The sequence below is a fragment of the Sulfitobacter sp. F26204 genome, assembly GCF_026410305.1.
In the GTDB taxonomy this organism is placed as follows: domain Bacteria; phylum Pseudomonadota; class Alphaproteobacteria; order Rhodobacterales; family Rhodobacteraceae; genus Sulfitobacter.
Window position 1 is genome coordinate 569,673 of sequence record NZ_JAPMLQ010000001.1, and the last position, 18,479, is coordinate 588,151.

Below are 18,479 nucleotides of genomic sequence, written 5' to 3' on the forward strand. Positions count from 1 at the left end.
ATGCGCTATGCCTGATGATCCCAAAACGCTTGTTTCAACCGAATGGCTGGCCAAACATCTCAAAGACCCTGATTTGCGCATTCTGGATGCGTCGTGGTATTTGCCGGATGAAGGCCGCGATGCCAAGGCGGAGTATAACGAAGCGCATATCCCGGGCGCGCGTTTCTTTGACATTGACGAGATTTCCGACGCGCGGTCCGATTTGCCCCACATGGCCCCCCCGGTTGAGAAATTCATGTCGCGGATGCGCGCAATGGGTGTGGGCGACGGGCATCAGGTCGTGGTGTATGACGGTGCCGGATTGTTTTCTGCGGCGCGGGTTTGGTGGCTGTTCAAGTTGATGGGTCAGGAGAATATCGCGGTGCTGGACGGGGGGCTGCCCAAATGGGTAGCCGAAGGCAATGCCACTGAAGACATGCCGCCGATTCCGCGGGACCGGCATATGACGGTGCGTGTCCAGAATCAATTGGTGCGCGATGTGACGCAGGTGGCGCAGGCCTCTAAGCTGGGCAGTCCGCAAATTGTCGATGCCCGTGCACCGGCGCGGTTCCGTGGCGATGCGCCTGAACCACGTGAAGGTCTGCGTGCGGGGCATATTCCGGGCGCGCGAAATGTGTTTTTCGCCACGCTGTTGAACGAAGACAAGACGATGAAATCACCGGCAGAGATCAGCACGATCTTTGAGGCGGCAGGCGTTGATCTGGACAAGCCGATCATCACCACGTGCGGGTCCGGTGTTACGGCTTCGATCCTCGCGCTGGCGCTGGAGCGGGTCGGCCATCCGGATTGGTCGCTATATGATGGATCATGGACAGAGTGGGGCATGTTCCCCACCGTATCCGTGGCAACAGGAGAGGCATAATGTTTGAAACACTAAAAGAACCCAGCCCGGATGCCATTCTGGGATTGGTCAAGATGTACCGCGAAGATCCGCGCGAGGCCAAGATTGATCTGGGTGTCGGCGTGTACAAGGATGCAACGGGTCTGACGCCGGTGATGCGGGCAGTCAAGGCGGCAGAGCAGCGGATCTGGGAAGTGCAGGACAGCAAGGTCTATACGTCACTTGCGGGCGATCCGGCTTTTGCCGATGCGATGGTTTCGCTTGTCCTGGATGATGCGGTGCCACGCAATACGGTTGCGGCCATTGCTACCCCTGGGGGCACTGGTGCCATCCGTCAGGCGTTTGAGTTGATCCAAAACATCAACAAGGATGCGCGGGTTTTCGTATCTGATCCGACTTGGCCAAACCATCTGTCGATCCTGTCATACCTGGGGATAGAGGCCGTTTCCTATCGCTACTTTGACAACGAGACACGTGGTGTCGATTTCGATGGTATGATGCAAGATCTCAAGGCCGCCAGAAAAGGGGATGTGATCCTGCTGCATGGCTGTTGTCATAACCCGACAGGGGCGAACCTGAATTCGGCAGAATGGGATGCCGTGATCAAGCTGCTGCAGGACAGTGGTGCAACACCGATGATCGACATTGCCTATCAAGGGTTTGGGGACGGGTTGGAGGCGGATGCCACCGCGACACGCAAGCTGGTTGCGGCTGTACCCGAGGCCTTGGTTGCGGCCAGTTGTTCCAAGAACTTTGGCATTTATCGCGAACGTACGGGCATATTGATGGCAGTGTCCAAAAACACGGATGCGCAATCACTGCATCAGGCGTCGCTTGCCTTTTTGAACCGCCAGAACTTCAGTTTTCCCCCTGATCACGGTTCGCGGATTGTGACGACCATTATGGACGATGATGATTTGCGCCAGGACTGGATGGCAGAGGTGGAAGCAGTGCGTTTGGGCATGTTGGGGCTGCGCACACAGCTGGCGGCGGAATTGCAGCGTTTGTCGGGGTCTGACCGATTTGGGTTCATCGCGCAGCACCGCGGGATGTTTTCGCGGATCGGCACAACGCCCGATAAGGTTGAGGCACTGCGGGTCGAGCATGGCATCTATATGGTCGGTGACAGCCGCATGAACATCGCCGGGCTGAACGCGCAAACGGTACCGATACTGGCGCAGGCAATTGTTGATGTCGGTGTCTGACAGCAATGATTGCGTGACAGGGAAAAACCCGGACCAAATGGCCCGGGTTTTTCGGGGGCCGGGTAGGAACCTAGCCTTTTGAAAATTCGGGATAGGCTTCCATGCCCAGTTCCGACACATCGAGACCCGTGATTTCGGCCTCTTCGCTAACGCGGATGCCCAGAGTTGCCTTGAGAATGAGCCAGACCGCCCCCGAGGTGGTAACCGTAAAGAAACCCACCACAAGGATGGCATAGATCTGAGTGCCGAGGTTTGCCTCGCTATTGGTCAGAACCACAGCGAGAGTTCCCCAGATTCCGGCACAAAGATGCACGGGAATTGCGCCGACCACGTCGTCAATCTGGAACTTGTCCAGAAGCGGGACGGCGAAAACTACGATCACGCCGCCGATGCCACCGATCAGTGAGGCCATGCCGAGTGAGGGCGTGAGGGGTTCCGCTGTGATGGAGACAAGACCGGCAAGAGCGCCGTTCAGGATCATCGTGAGGTCGGGTTTCCCATAGAGGACCTGTGTCAGGATGAGGGCGACGACAGCGCCACCGGCAGCCCCGGCATTGGTGTTGGCAAAGATGCGGGAAACATCCGCGATGTCGCCAACAGACCCCATCGCCAGTTGCGAGCCGCCGTTGAATCCGAACCACCCGAGCCAGAGGATGAACATGCCCAATGTCGCCAGCGCAAGGTTGGAACCGGGCATCGGATTCACGCGGCCGTCCTTGTATTTGCCGATCCGTGGGCCCAGGATGATTGCTCCGGTAAGGGCGGCCCATCCGCCAACGGAATGGACGACTGTTGATCCCGCGAAGTCGAGAAACCCGCCTTCGTCAAGAAAACCGCCGCCCCATTTCCACGAGGCCTGTATCGGATAAATGATACCTGTGAGGAGGATCACGAAGAACAGAAAGGGCCAGAGTTTGATCCGTTCGGCCAATGCCCCTGATACGATGGAGGCCGTCGCGGCACAGAACATCAGTTGGAAAAAGAAGTCCGAGCCGGTCGCAGCATAGGATGCATCGTCGGCATTGGCGAGTGTAACGCCGACGGCTTCCAGAACTCCGGTGCCAAAGACACCTGACAGCACACCTTGGACCGACCAGCTACCCAAAGGATACATCAGGTTATAACCGAAGGCCCAGTAGGCAAGCGTGGCCAGCGAAAACAACGCGACGTTTTTGGTCATTTGCATCGTGACGTTCTTAGAGCGGACCAATCCGCCTTCGAGCATGGCAAACCCTGCAGCCATGAAGAAGACCAGAAACCCGCCAATCAGGAACAGAAGCGTGTTCATGATCCAGATCATTTCTGTGGCAATGGCAGCAGTATCGGCATCTTGTCCCATGACCATGGTTGGCGCAGCGCATGCGCCGGTAAAAATGAGAGCTTTTTTCAACAATGTCATCGTTTGTATTTCCTTGTTACCCTGATCTAGATGGCGTCATCGCCGGTTTCGCCGGTGCGCACGCGCACGGCCTGTTCCACGTCGATCACAAAGATCTTGCCGTCGCCTATCTTGCCGGTTTTGGCACTGCGCGAGATCACCTCGACGATCTGGTCAGCGACGGCATCGGCCACGACCAGTTCGAGTTTGATCTTGGGCAGGAAGTTCACGACGTATTCGGCACCGCGATAAATCTCGGTATGGCCGGATTGTGCGCCGAACCCCTTGATTTCCGTCACCATCAGGCCGCGAACGCCCGCTTGGGTCAGTGCTTCGCGTACTTCCTCAAGCTTGAATGGTTTGATTGTTGCAATGATGAGTTTCACCTTTGGTCCCTCTTTGGTTGCCAGGCTGATTTTGAATTGTGCAACTGCAGCAACTTGCATTTCGCGGGATGTGGAAAGGGCCGGCGGCCTAAAACGGAGGTCAAAAGCGGAATCGCCGCATAAAATTTAATCGAATGCTGTAATATGCTTAAAAATTGAGCGACTGTTTAATCCTTGATGTTGCAAGCAGGTGCTAAACAATCCGATCAAAGCGGTCTATGTTGCCAAAAAGAGTAGCCGAGCAGGCCAAGTTATGAGTGACAAACCCAAGCGCAAACGCCCCTTGGTGGCGGATAAGCGGTATCCGGCCAAAGGCAAGGCCGCGGCCAAGAAACCGGTCAGGAAACCGACCAAAAAGGCGGCACCGGCGCGGCGCAAGGCCACGAGCCCCAAACGGGCGCGTCGCGGTGGCATCGTTGGATTTCTCGCAGCTCTTGTGTCCTGGATCCTGCGCATGATCTGGAAAATCACCTGGCGGTTGACGGCGGTGGCTGTGCTGGTGCTGGCGCTTGCGGTTGGCTATCTCTACACCACCCTGCCGCCACTTGAGGCGCTGCTGGATGGTCGCGCCAAGGGGTCCGTGACCCTGCTGGATCGCAATAACGAAGTGTTCGCATGGCGCGGTGATCAGTTTGGTGGCGTGGTCACGGCCTCTTCTGTATCGCCGCATCTCAAGAATGCCGTCATCGCGACCGAAGACAAACGGTTCTATCGCCATTTCGGTGTCAGCCCGCGCGGTATCGCATCCGCGGTCAAGATCAACCTTTCCGAAGGACGGGGACCCTTGTCGGGACATGGCGGGTCTACAATAACACAACAGGTGGCCAAGCTGATCTGTCTGGGCGAACCTTTTGATGCCTCGACTGGGATTACCGAAAAGGAATACGAAGCGAATTGCCGCCGATCGTCGATCCAGCGCAAGGCCAAGGAAGCGTTGTTTGCCATGGCGATGGAAGCAAAATATTCCAAGGACGACATTCTGTCGATCTATCTGAACCGTGCCTATATGGGCGGCGGTGCTTTTGGGGCCGAAGCCGCATCACAGCGGTTTTTTGCGAAACCGGCATCGGCGGTGAATGCGGCGGAGGGTGCGATGCTGGCAGGGCTTTTGACCGCGCCAAGTTCGCTTTCGCCGACGAGCAACCTGGATCGGTCGCAAAATCGTGCCGCAACTGTAATCCGGTTAATGCGGGATCAAGGGTATCTTACCGACCAAGAGGCGGCGGCGGCGACGGCCAATCCGGCCGAGCTGTCGGAGGCGGCAGAGGCGCGGGCAGGGGGCTATTTTGCCGATTGGGTGATGTCCACCGGGCCGGAATTCTTTACCCGAAACACCACCGAAGACGTGCGTATCACCACCACACTGGACCAGCGTATCCAGAAAGCCGCCGAAGAGGGGTTGAAATGGGTGTTCGACAACAAGGTGCGGGACGGATCCAAGGCGCAGGCTGCGATTGTAGTGATGTCGGCAGACGGGGCGGTGCGGGCGATGGTTGGGGGGCGGCGCACGAAGGTATCAGGCGCATTCAACCGGGCGACCCAGGCGCTGCGCCAGACCGGATCGGCATTCAAACCGTTTGTCTATGCGGCGGCGCTTGATCTGGGATATTCGCCGAATGACCTGATCAAGGACGAACCCTATTGCCTGAACATTCCCGGATCCGGTGAATGGTGTCCGCGTAACTATACCAACAATTTCAAGGGAACGGTGACGCTGACGGAATCGCTCAAACAGTCGTTGAACATCCCTGCCGTCAAAATTTCGGAAAGCGTGGGCCGTGAACTGGTTAGCCATGTGGCTACGCAGTTCGGCATTCAAAGCGATCTGGCGATCGGTCCGGCTTTGGCTCTTGGGGCGTCGGAAAGCACCCTGATCGAGATGACAGGTGCCTATGCTGGCATCCTGAATGGCGGTTCCTCGGTCACGCCCTATGGTTTGGTCGAACTGTCGCTACTGGGGGACGACGAACCGTTGATGGGCAGCGGTGGCGGCATCGGCGAACGGGTGATCCAGGAGGATGCAGCGCGCCAATTGGTCTATATGATGGAAAAAGTCATTTCCGAAGGCACCGGCAAACGGGCGCAGTTCGGAGGGCGTGAACTGGCGGGTAAAACCGGCACAACCTCGGCTGCCAAAGATGCATGGTTTATCGGTTTTTCCGCAGATTATGTGGCCGGTGTCTGGATGGGGTATGACGACAATACGCCGCTAAAGGGTGTGACGGGTGGTGGTTTGCCGACAGACATCTGGCGCGAAGTGATGAGCCGCGTGCATGAAGGATTGCCGGTGAAGCCGTTGCCGATGTCTGCCCCGGTGCCACAAAGTGGTTTGGGTGAAGCGCCGCCGGCACCGCAACAACCGCCTTCCAACCCAGGCAAACAAGGCACGATCATTGATCAGGTGTTGCGCGATATTTTTGGCGGGGATGGCAATGGCACGATAACGACCGCGCCGAATGCCGGTGACCGGTAAGCGCCGCTTAACCTAAATGTCAGGCTGAGGGCCATCGCAATCCGATCTTAATGCTTCGTAGTTTAACTGCTTCGGAAATGCCCTGCGTCACGCCGCAGACCGAAACCGGAGCAGTGCCCCCGTGAATGCGGAAAAACCCAATCGTGGATATGCAGAATTGCGCGCGGTGCGCCGGCGCAGTCGCGTGTTGTTGTGGTTTGTTGGATTGTTCAGCCTGTTTGCCAATCTGCTGATGCTGACCGGCCCGATGTATATGCTGCAGGTCTATGACCGCGTGCTTGGTTCCGGATCGGTGGAAACCCTGGTTGCACTGTCTTTGCTGGTTGTGTTTTTGTTCGGGGTTCTGGCAATCATTGACGGTGCGCGTGCGCATATCATGGCGCGGATCGGCATGCAGTTTCAGCGTGATCTGGATCAGCGGGTGTTTGACGCGATGCTGCGCAAATCCGCTGTTTTGGGTGATGCGCAAAGCCGTGCGGGCTTTGACCATCTGGATGCCGTGCAGAGATTGTTGGCGGCACCTGTAATCATCGCTGGATTTGATATGCCCTGGACGGTGATTTTCTTTGGGGCGATTTTTGTGTTCCATCCCTTGTTGGGCTGGCTCGCCTTGGGCGGGGCGGCCACGCTGGTCATGATTACAATTGCCAATCAGATACTGTCACGGCGCAGTCAGGCAGGCGCGGGAGAGGCGGCGCGTCAGGCGGATAGCGTGGCAGAGCAGATCATGACCGAGGCGGAAACCGTCAAGGCGCTGGGCATGGGCGAGGCGGCCATGGCGCATTGGAAACAGGTGCGGCTGACTGCGCAAACGCAACAGATGTTTTCATTGGATCTGGGCAGCGGGTTCTCGGCATTGACGCGTACACTGCGGTTGTTACTGCAATCCATGATGCTGGGTCTGGGCGCATGGCTGGTGCTGGGTCAGGCAATGACACCGGGGGGGATGATTGCCGGTTCCATCTTGCTGGGTCGTGCCCTTTCTCCGATTGAAACGCTGGTGCATCAATGGCCCGTAGTGCAACAGGGAGTACAGGGGTGGCACGGGCTTGCACATTTGTTGAACGCGATACCGATACAGGAGGAGCGTTTGCCGCTGCCTGAGCCGACGGGACAATTAAAGGTGCATGCACTTACCCTCGTTCCGCCTGGAGAGCGCAAGGCGGTGCTGAAATCCGTCAGTTTCCACGTCGCACCGGGCCAGGCGGTTGGCATTATCGGACCCTCAGGAAGCGGAAAATCAAGTCTTGCCCGGGCGTTGAGTGGCGTCTGGCCGGTCGCAGGCGGGGACATCCGGCTGGATGGGGCAACATTGGATCAATACGGTTCAGAAACCTTGGGAAAACACATCGGGTATTTGCCGCAGCGGGTGCAGTTTTTCGACGGGACTGTGGCACAGAACATCGCACGGCTGGCGCAGCATCCTGATGAAAGCAAAGTAGTCGAAGCGGCCAAATGCGCAGCGGCGCATGACATGATCCTTGGATTGCCGCAAGGTTACGACACTCTGGTCCAGGCAGGTCGCTTGCGCCTGTCTGGTGGCCAGATGCAACGGATTGCGCTGGCGCGTGCGCTATATGACAATCCGGTCGTGCTGGTTCTGGATGAACCAAACGCCAACCTCGATAATGCCGGATCGCAGGCGTTGAATATGGCGGTGCGCCGGATCAAGGCGCGCGGCGGTGCCGTATTGATCATGGCACATCGGCCGGCAGCCATACAGGAATGTGAGATGTTGCTGGTGCTGGACGGTGGCGTGCGCATTGCCTTTGGCCCCAAGGACGAGGTGTTGTCAGGCATGGTCAAGAACGTCGAGGCCATCCGGCGTCCGCAAAGGGCGGCGGGGATGACATGAAAAGGGGTGCGCAACGACCGGATCCGCGCGCCGGTCTTTCCGCGCGGCCTCAGATTTTCACCGGCTGCGCTGCTATTGCCGTTCTGGTGGTGGGCGTGTTCTACTGGGGGTTTCGCGCAGCAATATCCGGTGCAGTTGTTGTTTCCGGCACGATTGAGGGTGCGCAAAATCGCCAGGTTGTCCAGCATCCAACGGGGGGCGAGGTGGCTGCGGTAAATGTCCGCGACGGGCAACATGTCACTGCCGGCGAGGTTTTGTTGCAACTGGATACACTGCGTCAGCAGGGGGCACTGGCCTTTGCCAAGGCGCAATTGTTCGAATTGCGCGCCCGCCAGCAGCGTTTGCATGCAGAGCAGGCAGGTCATCGGTCGGTCGAATTTGATGCGGGGATGGCCGCGCGTGGTGCGGACAACCCGGCATTTGCAGAGATATTGAACAGGCAGCGCATGTTGTTTCGTATCCGGCAACGCAACATCGACAGCGAAATGATCCGGTTGGAAAATCGCAAAGAACAAATCGCGACCGAGATGCAGGGTCTGGATGCCCGCGAAACCGCACTGTTGCGGCAGCTTGACCTGAACAGGCAGGAACTGGAGACACAGCGGTCATTGCGGACGAGGAAGCTGACCTCGATCAATGCGGTGATTGGTCTGGAGCGTGAAGAGGCGCGACTGCAAGGTTCTCTGGGGGAACTGGCGGCTGATCGGGCTGTTGCAGCACAACGGATGATTGAGGCCGATCTGGAGTTGACGCGCATCGTGGCGAGACATCTTGAATCGGGGCTGACCACGGCGCAGGATCTGGATGCACCGATCCGGGAATACCAGCGCGACGTGGCTGCGCTGCGGCTTGAGATTGCGCAGGCCAAGGTGCGCGCACCTGTTTCCGGGATTGTCTATGGCATGACGATCCGCGCCGGGCGGGCGGTCTTGCGGCCGGCTGAACCGGTGCTTTATATCGTGCCGCAGAACCGTGGGCTCATTGTCGCTTTGACCGTGCAACCACGCCAGATTGATCAGGTGGCACTGGGCCAAAGCGTGAAACTGCGCCTGTCCGCGCTTGATCAGGAGATGACGCCCGAGGTCCAGGGCAGGGTCATCCAGATGTCAGCGGATGTCATCACCGATCCGGCAAACGGGCAGAGTTATTACCGGGTGGAAATGGAACTGCCTGCCGCAGAATTGCAAAAGTTGCCTGTCGGTGTACAGCTTTTGCCGGGGATGCCTGTTGAGGCGTTTATCCACACCAAAGCACATTCTCCGATGGTCTATCTTGTCAAACCCCTGGCGGATTATTTTGCGCGTGCTTTTCGCGAAAGCTAGGTCTTTTCGTTTGCGCTGAACAGGGCTAGCTTCCGGCGCAATACAATCACAAAGGAGTATCCATCATGTCCATCGCCAACCGTCTTGCTGAACTGGGTGTCACCCTGCCTGATGCGCCAGCCCCGGCCGCCAATTATGTGCCCTATGTCCAGGTGGGCAATATGGTCTATGTCTCGGGCCAGATAAGCAATGGACCGGATGGTCTGATTACCGGCAAACTGGGCGCCGACATGGACGTTGCGGCGGGTGCTGAAGCTGCCAAGACCTGTGCAATCAGCCTGCTGGCGCAGGTCAGAGCCGCCTGTGGTGGCGATATTGAGCGGCTGGTCAGGGTTGTGAAATTGACAGGTTTTGTAAATTCCACGGATGATTTCACCGATCAGCCCAAGGTGATCAACGGCTGTTCTGATTTTCTGGTAGAGGCGTTGGGTGACAAGGGGCGTCATTCCCGTTCTGCCGTATCCGCACCATCGCTGCCGATGGGCGTTGCTGTCGAAATCGAAGGTATTTTCGAAATCGCATGACGTTGCATCGCGCTTTTTATGACATCCCGCTCGCGCATCGGGCGTTGCATGATGTGAATGACGGCCGGCCTGAAAACAGCCGCGCCGCTATTCGCGCAGCAATCGAGGCGGGCTATGGGATCGAAATCGATGTACAGCTCAGCGCGGACCAGGGGGCAATGGTCTTTCATGATTATGCCTTGGACCGGCTGACCGATGCCAAGGGGGCCCTGCGGTTGTGCAGCGCTGCCGAGCTGAAAAAGATTCCGCTGACCGGTGGGGACGAAGGTATCCCAAGCCTGGCAGAGATTCTGGAGATTGTCGCAGGTCAGGTACCACTGGTGATCGAATTGAAGGATCAGGATGGAGCGATGGGACCGGACATAGGACCGCTGGAGCAGGCCGTGGCGAATGCGTTGGTCGGCTATCAGGGGTTGGTTGCGGTGATGTCGTTCAACCCGCATTCGGTGGCACAAATGGCGGCATTATGTCCTGAAGTTCCGCGGGGGATCGTCACCAGTGCCTTTCGGTATGAGGACTGGCCGTTGCCACGTTCGGTCTGTGACCATTTGCGCGAAATACCTGATTATGATCGCGTCGAGGCCAGTTTTGTCAGCCACGAAGTGATTGATTTGGCTGCCCCGCGTGTGGCTGCGCTGAAAGATCAGGGGGCGATGATCTGTTGCTGGACGATCAGAGACCCGGTTCAAGAGGAGATTGCGCGCCGGGTGGCGGATAATATCACCTTTGAGGGCTATCGCGCGGTGATTGATGGTTGATTCTGTCGGTTTGGGCCACAGATAACATCCAAGGCAGCGAGGGCAGCAGATGAACGCGCAGAGTATCGACATCCGGCTGATGGGCGACATTGCCGAGATTGGTCAGACCGAATGGGATGCCTGTGCCTGCCCCGAAACGGCCGATGGCAGCCCGCCGCGCGATCCGTTTACCACATATCGCTTTCTGTCGGCACTGGAAGACAGCGGCAGCGTTGGCCCCGGAACCGGCTGGCAACCACAACATGTAGCGGCCTTTGTTGATGGCCGGATGATCGCGGTTGCGCCACTCTATGCCAAGATGCATTCACAGGGTGAATATGTGTTCGATCACAATTGGGCAAATGCATTTGAACGGGCGGGGGGGCAATATTACCCGAAATTGCAGATCGCCGTACCACATACCCCAGCAACCGGTCGCCGTTTCCTGACCCGTCCAGGGTTTGAAGACATCGGCAGGCAGGCGTTGATCCAGGGGGCAGTCCAGGTCACAGAAAACAACAATCTGTCCTCATTGCATATTACGTTCTGCACCGAGAAAGAGGCGCGCTTTGCCCAGAACCTCGGGTTGATGGTGCGCAAGAACCAGCAGTTTCACTGGCACAATGACGATTACTCCGATTTCGACGGGTTTCTTGCCAGTCTTAGTTCGCGCAAACGCAAGAACATCCGTAAGGAACGCGCGCAGGCGCAGGGGTTTGGCGGCACGATCGAGACCTTTTCGGGTGATCAGATCCAGCCGGAACATTGGGACGCCTTCTGGCAATTCTATCAGGACACGGGGTCACGAAAATGGGGGACGCCCTATCTAACCCGTGCGTTTTTTGACATCATGCAGGACAGGATGCGCGATGACATCGCCCTGGTACTGGCGCGGCGCGACGGTCGGTGGATTGCCGGGGCGTTGAACTTTATTGGTGCAGATGCGTTGTACGGTCGATATTGGGGCTGTGCCGAACATCATCCCTGCCTGCACTTTGAACTGTGTTATTATCAGGCCATCGACATCGCCCTTGCCAAGGGGCTGCGGACAGTCGAAGCAGGCGCGCAGGGCGAACATAAACTTGCTCGCGGGTATTTGCCGACTGCGACATGGTCGCTGCACTGGATGCGGGATGCGGGATTTGCCAATGCGGTGGGCGAGTATTTGCAGGCGGAGCGTGATGCAGTTGACCATGAGATTGAAGTTTTGACAGAATACGGACCGTTCAGACGGGTCCAGGTTGAGGAACAGGAATGACAGAGAAACTGAGCGAAGAGACACGGCAAACGGTATTGAAACCTTTGTTCGGATCCGGTTGGGCTATGGTCGAAGGCCGCGATGCAATTCACAAGACATTTGAATTCGGGAATTTCGTGGATGCATTCGGTTGGATGACTCGGGTCGCTATCTGGGCGGAAAAATGGGATCACCATCCGGAATGGAGCAATGTATACAAGACGGTCGAAGTCACACTGACGACCCATGACGTAGGCGGATTAAGCGCGCTGGATGCCAAATTGGCACGCAAGATGGACGGGTTGTGCAAGGGTGGACAGGACTGATGGAGGATGTGGAAAACACGATCAAATCCGCGATGACAACCGAGATCTGGCAGGGCAAGTCGATGGCGGATCTGTTGACGCTTGAGTTCCTGGCCTCTGCAGCAGGGTCTTTGTTAGGGGCTATTGCGATCCTGCTGCTGGGGTGGATCGTTTCATCGTGGTTGCAAGGACGCGTATCCAATCTGGGGCGCAGGAACAAACATCTGGATGAGATGTTGTTCGATTTCCTTGCCTCTATCGTGCGCTATGTGGTCCTGGGCTTTACCTTTCTGTTTGTACTCAACACCTTTGGGGTCCAGACCACGTCGGTTGTCGCGATCATCGGTGCGGCTGGTCTGGCCATTGGTCTGGCCTTGCAAGGTACGTTGTCCAACGTGGCAGCGGGGGTCATGTTGATCCTGTTCCGTCCGATCAAGATTGGCGATTTTGTGGAAGTTGCGGGCGAGATGGGCACGATCAGGCAGATAAACCTGAACTTCACAGAGCTTGCCGATACCAGTAATGTGCAGGTGATTGTCCCGAATGCAAAGGTCTGGGGCAATGTGATCACCAATTATTCCACAAATGACCGACGCAGGGCCGAATGGACATTCGGTGTCGGATATGGGGCCAATCTCAAGGATGCGGAAACGATCATTCGTGATACAATTCTGGCCGATCCTCGCGCCTTGGACGAGCCGCCCCCCTTTGTTCAGGTTACAAACCTGGGTGATAGTTCCGTCGATTTTCTGGTGAGGGTGTGGTGCAATGCATCCGATTATTTTGTCTTTAAAGCTGATATGACGCGGCAGGTCAAAGAAGCGCTGGATGCTGGAGGTGTCGATATTCCGTTCCCGACACGCACGATGATTCAGGCGTCAGGGTAACACGCGAGAGCGGTATGAACGGGGCGCTTTTTGCGCCCCGCTCGTCGATTACATGGAGGCCAGCAGGCCCTCACCACCGGAGACTTCGCAGACACCGGGGTTTTCTTCTTCCTGCAGCAGGGTCACCTTGCCGTCATCGACCAGCATCGCATAGCGTTTGGATCGTGCGATCAGGCCTGCGGGGGCTGCATCAAAATCCATTCCAATTGCCTTGGTAAACTCGGATGAAGCATCGGCAAGCATCGTGATGCCTGCTGCCGTTGCGCCTGTGGCCTCGCCCCAGGCGTTCATTACAAAGGGGTCGTTGCAGGAAATACAGATGATTTCGTCTACACCTTTGGCGTCAAACTGGTCCTTGGTACGCACGAATGAGGGCACATGCGCAGAGTGACAGGTCGGAGTGAAGGCACCCGGTACGGCAAATACCACGACTTTGCGGCCCTTGACCTTGTCGGCCATGCTGACGGGCGCGGGCCCCTCTGCACCCATCTGAACCAATGTTGCATCCGGCAGCAAGTCGCCTTGGGAAATTGTCATGAGAAATACCTTTCATTTGATTGCGCTTGTCTGTGTCAAACATATAGGTTTTGCAAGCGGGCACGACCAGTCATTCGAAGTCACAATAATTGCGCGGGAGAAAATTCATGGGTCATGTGATTGTAGTCGGGGCAGGACAGGCAGGATCGTCCTGTGTTGCGAAACTGCGCAATGGCGGATTTGACGGCAAGGTGACGTTGATCGGGGCTGAGCCCGTACCGCCCTATCAACGCCCGCCGTTGAGCAAGGGATATCTGATGGGCGACATGACGTTGGAGCGGTTGTTCCTGCGCCCCGAAAGCTTTTATTCGGAAAATGACATTGATCTGCGGATGAATGCCTGGGTTGAGGGAATTGATACCGACGCACAGGTTGTATCCCTGGGCGGAGAACGCCTGCGGTATGATGATCTGGTTCTGTGCACGGGATCAGAGCCGAACCGCCTGCCTGCGGCAATTGGTGGCGATCTGAGGGCTGTTCATGTGGTGCGCGATCTGGCCGATGTCGATGCGATGGCACCGCGCTTTGTTGCAGGTGCTCGGGTGCTGATTGTGGGCGGCGGCTATATCGGACTGGAGGCGGCTTCGGTTGCCGCGAAACTGGGCCTGCAGGTGACATTGATCGAGATGTCAAAGCGAATCCTGCAACGGGTTGCTGCGCCGGAAACAAGCGCCTTTTTCCGTGATCTTCACAAAGGGCATGGCGTTGATATTCGCGAGGGTGTCGGCCTGGAAACCCTGCTGGGCGATGGGGATGCCAGCGGGGCACGGTTGAGTGACGGATCGGAACTGGAGGTTGATTTCGTCATTGTCGGAGTGGGGATACGACCGGCCACGGCATTGGCGCAAAAGGCCGGGTTGGCGATAGAAAATGGCATCAGGGTTGATGCGCGGGGACGTGGTTCTGCGCCGAATGTCTGGGCCGCGGGCGATTGTACGTCTTTCCCTTATCGCGGCGGGCGCATCCGGTTGGAATCTGTTCCCAATGCCATCGATCAGGCGGAATGTGTGGCCGAGAACATCATGGGTGGCACGAAAGACTATATCGCCAAGCCTTGGTTCTGGTCGGATCAATATGATGTCAAACTGCAGATTGCGGGGTTGAACAGCGGATACGACAGGGTTGTGACGCGGCGAACGGATGCGGATAGCGTCGCTTTTTGGTATTATCGCGGCGCAGAGTTGCTGGCCGTGGACGCGATGAATGATCCACGAGGTTACATGGTCGGCAAGCGGTTGATCGAAAGCAATAAATCGCCGGATCCCGAAGTGATTGCGAACTCAGAAACAGACCTCAAGGCCTTGCTGAAAGCATGAGGATCATTGCGGGCGCGTTTCGCGGCAGGGTATTGGCAGAGGTGGGCAAGGGCGATGCGGAAGCCCATTTGCGGCCCACGTCGGACCGGGTGCGTGAAAGCCTGTTTTCGATGCTTACACATCACAACGTGTTGAGGGGTGCCCGCGTGCTGGATCTTTTTGCAGGAACCGGTGCATTGGGGTTTGAGGCGCTTTCGCGCGGGGCTCAACGTGTCTGTTTTGTGGAGAACGGGCGGGTTGGCCAACGGCTGATCGGCGAAAACATTGCCAAACTGGGGGTACAGGACAAGACGGCGTTGATGCGCAATGACGCGACGCGATTGGGATCTTGGTCCGAGCCGCCATTCGATTTGGTTTTCCTTGATCCGCCCTATGGCAAGAAGATGGGGCAACAGGCATTGCAAAACGCGCAGGCGGGGGGATGGCTGGCACCGACCGCAATGATCATCTGGGAAGAAAACACATTTCAGCATGCACCAGAAGGTTTTACCCGCCTGGATCGGCGCAAGTATGGCGATACCCATGTGACCCTGCTTGAGGTTACATCGCAGCCTTGATCGCGGCACCTAACCGTTGCATCCCCTCTCTGATCTGGGCGTCATTGGCCATCGAAAAGCTGAGTCGCAAGGTATTCGCGCCTGAACGATCGGCAAAAAAGGCCTGCCCCGGCACAAATGCCACCTTTTGATCTGCAAGCGCAGAGCGCAGCAGATCGCCGCCGTTCATTGCCTTGGAAAGGGTGACCCAGATAAACATGCCGCCTTCGGGTTTGGTCCAGCTGACACCTTCGGGCATATGTGTCTGCAATGCCTCCAGCATGATGTTGCGTCTTGCGGCATAGGTGCGGCGCAGCTTGGCTGTGTGTTCGGAGAATACCGCCCGCGCCACTGTATTGATAGCCATTTGGTTGAGCGTCGCAGAATGCAGGTCCGCGGCTTGTTTCATCAACACCAGTTGACTGATCATGGTTTGTGCACCGCAGACCCAGCCGACCCGTAAACCCGGAGCCAGGGTCTTGGAAAAGCTGCCACAGTACACTGTACGGCAGACGTCGATCGTGCCTTTGCGTTCGATTTCCAGCGCCAGCATCGGCGGGATCGGATCCCCGTCATAGCGCAGGGATTGATATGCGGAATCTTCTATCACCGCGATGTCCAGTTCTTCGGCCAGATCCAGAATGTTTTCGCGAGCGCTACGGTCTAGCGTTTCGCCGGTTGGATTGGCGAAATCAACGGAAGCATAGGCAAATTTCACCCGACCACCTGCGGCCTTGGCGGTTTCGGCGTAATCCGCGGCAGAGCGGTTGCTGCCGGGGATCAGCCGATCATAGGTGGGTTCATAGGCATTGAACGCCCCCAGTGCGCCCATGTAAGTAGGCCATGTAACCAAGGCAGTGTCACTGGGAGAAAGCATTGATTTCCCTAAATAATCAAGAGCCTGTTGTGATCCGGAGGTGATCAGCACATTGTCGCGGCTGCATGAAATGCCAAGGGTCGACATCTCATCCACGATCCAGTCGCGCAGGGGGGCGTAACCTTCGGAAACGGAATATTGGAGAGCTGCACTGCTGTTTTCGGGGGACAAGGCGGCGCGCATGGCGTCCTGAAAGGCATCGACAGGAAACAAGGCAGGATCGGGGATACCGCCGGCAAAGGAAATGATGTCCGGTTGATCCAGCAGCTTGAGCAGCTCGCGGATCTCGCTTGCCTTCATCCGCCCCATGCGGGTGGCGAAAACGTTTTGCCAATTCACGTCAGAATCCCTTCCCTATTTCGGGCAGGACAGCACAGGCGGGTAATTATGGCAATGGTTATTACCTATTGGCGCAGGGAAATTTCAGATCCCGAGGCGCAGAGGTGCTCTGCTTTGCGTATCTTCAGGCTCTGGGAAGGCGGATCAACCGTAGGTCGGGTGGAATTTTCCCGCAGGTGATAGCGTGAAGATTTCGCAGCCGTCGTCGGTGACACCGATTGAATGTTCGAATTGTGCGGACAGGGATTTGTCGCGGGTCACGGCGGTCCAGTCATCGCTCAGCGTTTTGGTTTCCGCACGGCCAAGGTTCACCATGGGTTCGATCGTAAAGAACATGCCCGCTTCCAGCACTGCGCCTGTTCCCGGCTTGCCATAATGCAAGACATTCGGCGGCGAATGAAAAACCCGTCCCAGACCGTGACCGCAAAAATCGGTTACAACCGACATGCGCTGTGCTTCGACAAAGGTCTGTATAGCGTGGCCGATGTCACCAAAGGTGTTGCCGGGTTTGACTGCATTGATTCCGCGCATCAGGCTATCATGGGTGATGTCGATCAGGCGTTCTGCCTTGCGTGACAGTTTGCCTGCGACATACATGCGGCTGGTGTCACCAAACCAGCCGTCAACGATAACGGTGACGTCAATGTTCAGGATGTCGCCGTCTTTCAGCTTTTTCTCACCGGGAATGCCGTGGCAGACCACGTGGTTCACGGAAATGCAGCTGGCGTGCTTATAGCCTTTGTAACCGATGGTGGCGGATTTTGCACCGGCATCGTCGACCATTTTTTCGATCAGACGGTCCAGTTCAGCCGTGGTCTGGCCAACAACGACATGGGCCGCGATCTCATCGAGGATCGTTGCGGCAAGTTTGCCGGCGGCGTGCATCCCTGCAAAATCCGAGGGATCGTAAATGCGAATGCCGTCTTTTGTCTGACGGCCACGGTGTTGTTCGTTCACCGGTTTCTCCAATCGGTTATCATTTGCACCGTCCTAGCGCGTCGGACTGACAAGGACCAGAGGGTCACCGATCGTGACCTCTTGGGGTGTGATATGGGTCCCGATGCACAAGGTTTCCACCCCTGATCTTGTCGCACTATCATGCGCGGCGGTGTAGGCAGGGTCAATATCGGCGGCCATTGTCACCCTGTTGCAGTCGGTGCGCTGCACGAGATAAAGCAGGACGGCACGGTGACCGGACTGGGCAACTTGCGCCAAAGCACCCAGATGTTTGGTGCCCCGCTTGGTCACGCTATCGGGGAATTCTGCAAGGCCGGGCTGGCGCGAAAGGGTGACGGATTTAACTTCGACATAGGCGTCGGGCAGGCCCGTGCCGCTCAACAGAAAGTCGATCCGGGAATTGCTGTCGTATTTCACTTCGGGCCGGACGGTCGTATAGGCTGAAAGTCCGTCAATTTGACGCGCTTGCAATGCGGCACGCACGGCCCTGTTCGGCAGGGATGTATCAACGCCAGTAAAGTGACCGTTTTCATGGTCGACCAGACGCCAGCCGTATTTCAGCTTCTTTTTGGGGTCGTCATTGGGTTCAAGCCATATTTTCATGCCCGGTTCTGCCAGTCCCATCATTGATCCCGGGTTGGCGCAATGGGCGGTTACTTCGCGACCGTCCTCCAGCCTGCAATCGGCCAGAAACCTTTTGTAGCGGCGGATCAGGCGGGCAGGAACAAGTTCGGTTTGAAAGCGCATGGGCAGGGGCCTATACCTTT

General features: G+C 57.0%; 18 protein-coding genes. 12 read left to right on the forward strand and 6 right to left on the reverse strand.

Annotated elements, in window-relative coordinates:
- The first annotated feature begins 7 nt into the window (after nt 1-7).
- Both sseA and OS190_RS02690 read left to right on the forward strand, forming a co-directional pair.
- Nucleotides 8-862, forward strand: a complete 855-nt coding sequence (gene sseA / locus OS190_RS02685; protein WP_267157116.1) for a 3-mercaptopyruvate sulfurtransferase — start codon at nt 8-10, stop codon at nt 860-862.
- A complete protein-coding gene (locus tag OS190_RS02690; protein WP_267157117.1) occupies nt 862-2,046 on the forward strand; it encodes an amino acid aminotransferase in 1,185 nt (394 codons plus the stop codon). The genes sseA and OS190_RS02690 overlap by 1 nt, the downstream gene beginning before the upstream one ends.
- Before the next feature lie 70 nt (nt 2,047-2,116).
- Here OS190_RS02690 and OS190_RS02695 read toward each other — a convergent pair whose 3' ends face one another.
- Together OS190_RS02695 and OS190_RS02700 are read right to left on the reverse strand one after the other, a co-directional pair.
- Nucleotides 2,117-3,391, reverse strand: a complete 1,275-nt coding sequence (locus tag OS190_RS02695) for an ammonium transporter family protein (RefSeq protein ID WP_267157336.1) — start codon at nt 3,389-3,391, stop codon at nt 2,117-2,119.
- A gap of 80 nt (nt 3,392-3,471) precedes the next feature.
- Nucleotides 3,472-3,810 (reverse strand): P-II family nitrogen regulator, encoded by a 339-nt coding sequence (locus tag OS190_RS02700; protein WP_267157118.1) that lies wholly within the window; start codon nt 3,808-3,810, stop codon nt 3,472-3,474.
- Nucleotides 3,811-4,063: 253 nt separating this feature from the next.
- Here OS190_RS02700 and OS190_RS02705 point away from each other — a divergent pair, with 253 nt between their 5' ends.
- From OS190_RS02705 to OS190_RS02740, 8 genes are all read left to right on the forward strand, one after another.
- Nucleotides 4,064-6,283, forward strand: a complete 2,220-nt coding sequence (locus tag OS190_RS02705) for a transglycosylase domain-containing protein (protein ID WP_267157119.1) — start codon at nt 4,064-4,066, stop codon at nt 6,281-6,283.
- 121 nt (nt 6,284-6,404) lie between these two features.
- Nucleotides 6,405-8,138, forward strand: coding sequence for a type I secretion system permease/ATPase (locus tag OS190_RS02710; protein WP_267157120.1), 1,734 nt, complete (start codon nt 6,405-6,407; stop codon nt 8,136-8,138).
- Entirely contained in the window at nt 8,135-9,460 is a 1,326-nt protein-coding gene (locus OS190_RS02715; RefSeq protein ID WP_267157121.1) for an HlyD family type I secretion periplasmic adaptor subunit, read from the forward strand. The genes OS190_RS02710 and OS190_RS02715 overlap by 4 nt, the downstream gene beginning before the upstream one ends.
- Before the next feature lie 65 nt (nt 9,461-9,525).
- A complete protein-coding gene (locus tag OS190_RS02720) occupies nt 9,526-9,984 on the forward strand; it encodes a RidA family protein (RefSeq protein ID WP_267157122.1) in 459 nt (152 codons plus the stop codon).
- Entirely contained in the window at nt 9,981-10,742 is a 762-nt protein-coding gene (locus OS190_RS02725) for a glycerophosphodiester phosphodiesterase family protein (RefSeq protein ID WP_267157123.1), read from the forward strand. The genes OS190_RS02720 and OS190_RS02725 overlap by 4 nt, the downstream gene beginning before the upstream one ends.
- Before the next feature lie 49 nt (nt 10,743-10,791).
- The gene (locus OS190_RS02730) at nt 10,792-11,979 is read left to right on the forward strand and encodes a GNAT family N-acetyltransferase (protein WP_267157124.1); all 1,188 of its coding nucleotides are present in this window, start codon (nt 10,792-10,794) and stop codon (nt 11,977-11,979) included.
- Nucleotides 11,976-12,284, forward strand: a complete 309-nt coding sequence (locus OS190_RS02735) for a 4a-hydroxytetrahydrobiopterin dehydratase (RefSeq protein ID WP_267157125.1) — start codon at nt 11,976-11,978, stop codon at nt 12,282-12,284. The genes OS190_RS02730 and OS190_RS02735 overlap by 4 nt, the downstream gene beginning before the upstream one ends.
- The gene (locus tag OS190_RS02740) at nt 12,284-13,150 is read left to right on the forward strand and encodes a mechanosensitive ion channel family protein (RefSeq protein WP_267157126.1); all 867 of its coding nucleotides are present in this window, start codon (nt 12,284-12,286) and stop codon (nt 13,148-13,150) included. Before OS190_RS02735 ends, OS190_RS02740 begins: the two co-directional genes overlap by 1 nt.
- A 48-nt stretch (nt 13,151-13,198) precedes the next feature.
- On the opposite strand, the gene OS190_RS02745 is transcribed toward OS190_RS02740, so the two are convergent.
- Nucleotides 13,199-13,687, reverse strand: a complete 489-nt coding sequence (locus OS190_RS02745; RefSeq protein WP_267157127.1) for a peroxiredoxin — start codon at nt 13,685-13,687, stop codon at nt 13,199-13,201.
- A 107-nt stretch (nt 13,688-13,794) separates the two neighbouring features.
- Between OS190_RS02745 and OS190_RS02750 the strand changes: the two genes are divergently transcribed.
- Nucleotides 13,795-15,003, forward strand: coding sequence for an NAD(P)/FAD-dependent oxidoreductase (locus tag OS190_RS02750; protein WP_267157128.1), 1,209 nt, complete (start codon nt 13,795-13,797; stop codon nt 15,001-15,003).
- Nucleotides 15,000-15,560, forward strand: coding sequence for a 16S rRNA (guanine(966)-N(2))-methyltransferase RsmD (gene rsmD / locus OS190_RS02755; protein ID WP_267157129.1), 561 nt, complete (start codon nt 15,000-15,002; stop codon nt 15,558-15,560). Before OS190_RS02750 ends, rsmD begins: the two co-directional genes overlap by 4 nt.
- Here rsmD and OS190_RS02760 read toward each other — a convergent pair.
- From OS190_RS02760 to sfsA, 3 genes are all read right to left on the reverse strand, one after another.
- Nucleotides 15,544-16,755: an aminotransferase-like domain-containing protein gene (locus tag OS190_RS02760; protein WP_267157130.1), complete on the reverse strand. Its 1,212-nt coding sequence runs from the start codon at nt 16,753-16,755 to the stop codon at nt 15,544-15,546. The genes rsmD and OS190_RS02760 overlap by 17 nt on opposite strands.
- 144 nt (nt 16,756-16,899) lie before the next feature.
- Nucleotides 16,900-17,712 carry a type I methionyl aminopeptidase gene (map, locus tag OS190_RS02765; RefSeq protein WP_267157131.1) on the reverse strand — a complete coding sequence of 271 codons (813 nt, stop codon included), beginning with the start codon at nt 17,710-17,712 and terminating at the stop codon, nt 16,900-16,902.
- Nucleotides 17,713-17,745: 33 nt separating this feature from the next.
- Entirely contained in the window at nt 17,746-18,459 is a 714-nt protein-coding gene (gene sfsA, locus OS190_RS02770; RefSeq protein ID WP_267157132.1) for a DNA/RNA nuclease SfsA, read from the reverse strand.
- Between the last annotated feature and the right edge of the window lie 20 nt (nt 18,460-18,479).

What these genes read in the sequence shown, in the direction of transcription:
- sseA (WP_267157116.1), top strand. Translation starts at nt 8, where the DNA reads ATGCCTGATGATCCCAAAACGCTTGTTTCAACCGAATGGCTGGCCAAA.
- OS190_RS02690 (WP_267157117.1), top strand. Translation starts at nt 862, where the DNA reads ATGTTTGAAACACTAAAAGAACCCAGCCCGGATGCCATTCTGGGATTG.
- OS190_RS02695 (WP_267157336.1), bottom strand. Translation starts at nt 3,391, where the DNA reads ATGGTCATGGGACAAGATGCCGATACTGCTGCCATTGCCACAGAAATG.
- OS190_RS02705 (WP_267157119.1), top strand. Translation starts at nt 4,064, where the DNA reads ATGAGTGACAAACCCAAGCGCAAACGCCCCTTGGTGGCGGATAAGCGG.
- OS190_RS02715 (WP_267157121.1), top strand. Translation starts at nt 8,135, where the DNA reads ATGAAAAGGGGTGCGCAACGACCGGATCCGCGCGCCGGTCTTTCCGCG.
- OS190_RS02720 (WP_267157122.1), top strand. Translation starts at nt 9,526, where the DNA reads ATGTCCATCGCCAACCGTCTTGCTGAACTGGGTGTCACCCTGCCTGAT.
- OS190_RS02725 (WP_267157123.1), top strand. Translation starts at nt 9,981, where the DNA reads ATGACGTTGCATCGCGCTTTTTATGACATCCCGCTCGCGCATCGGGCG.
- OS190_RS02730 (WP_267157124.1), top strand. Translation starts at nt 10,792, where the DNA reads ATGAACGCGCAGAGTATCGACATCCGGCTGATGGGCGACATTGCCGAG.
- OS190_RS02735 (WP_267157125.1), top strand. Translation starts at nt 11,976, where the DNA reads ATGACAGAGAAACTGAGCGAAGAGACACGGCAAACGGTATTGAAACCT.
- OS190_RS02740 (WP_267157126.1), top strand. Translation starts at nt 12,284, where the DNA reads ATGGAGGATGTGGAAAACACGATCAAATCCGCGATGACAACCGAGATC.
- OS190_RS02745 (WP_267157127.1), bottom strand. Translation starts at nt 13,687, where the DNA reads ATGACAATTTCCCAAGGCGACTTGCTGCCGGATGCAACATTGGTTCAG.
- OS190_RS02750 (WP_267157128.1), top strand. Translation starts at nt 13,795, where the DNA reads ATGGGTCATGTGATTGTAGTCGGGGCAGGACAGGCAGGATCGTCCTGT.
- rsmD (WP_267157129.1), top strand. Translation starts at nt 15,000, where the DNA reads ATGAGGATCATTGCGGGCGCGTTTCGCGGCAGGGTATTGGCAGAGGTG.
- sfsA (WP_267157132.1), bottom strand. Translation starts at nt 18,459, where the DNA reads ATGCGCTTTCAAACCGAACTTGTTCCTGCCCGCCTGATCCGCCGCTAC.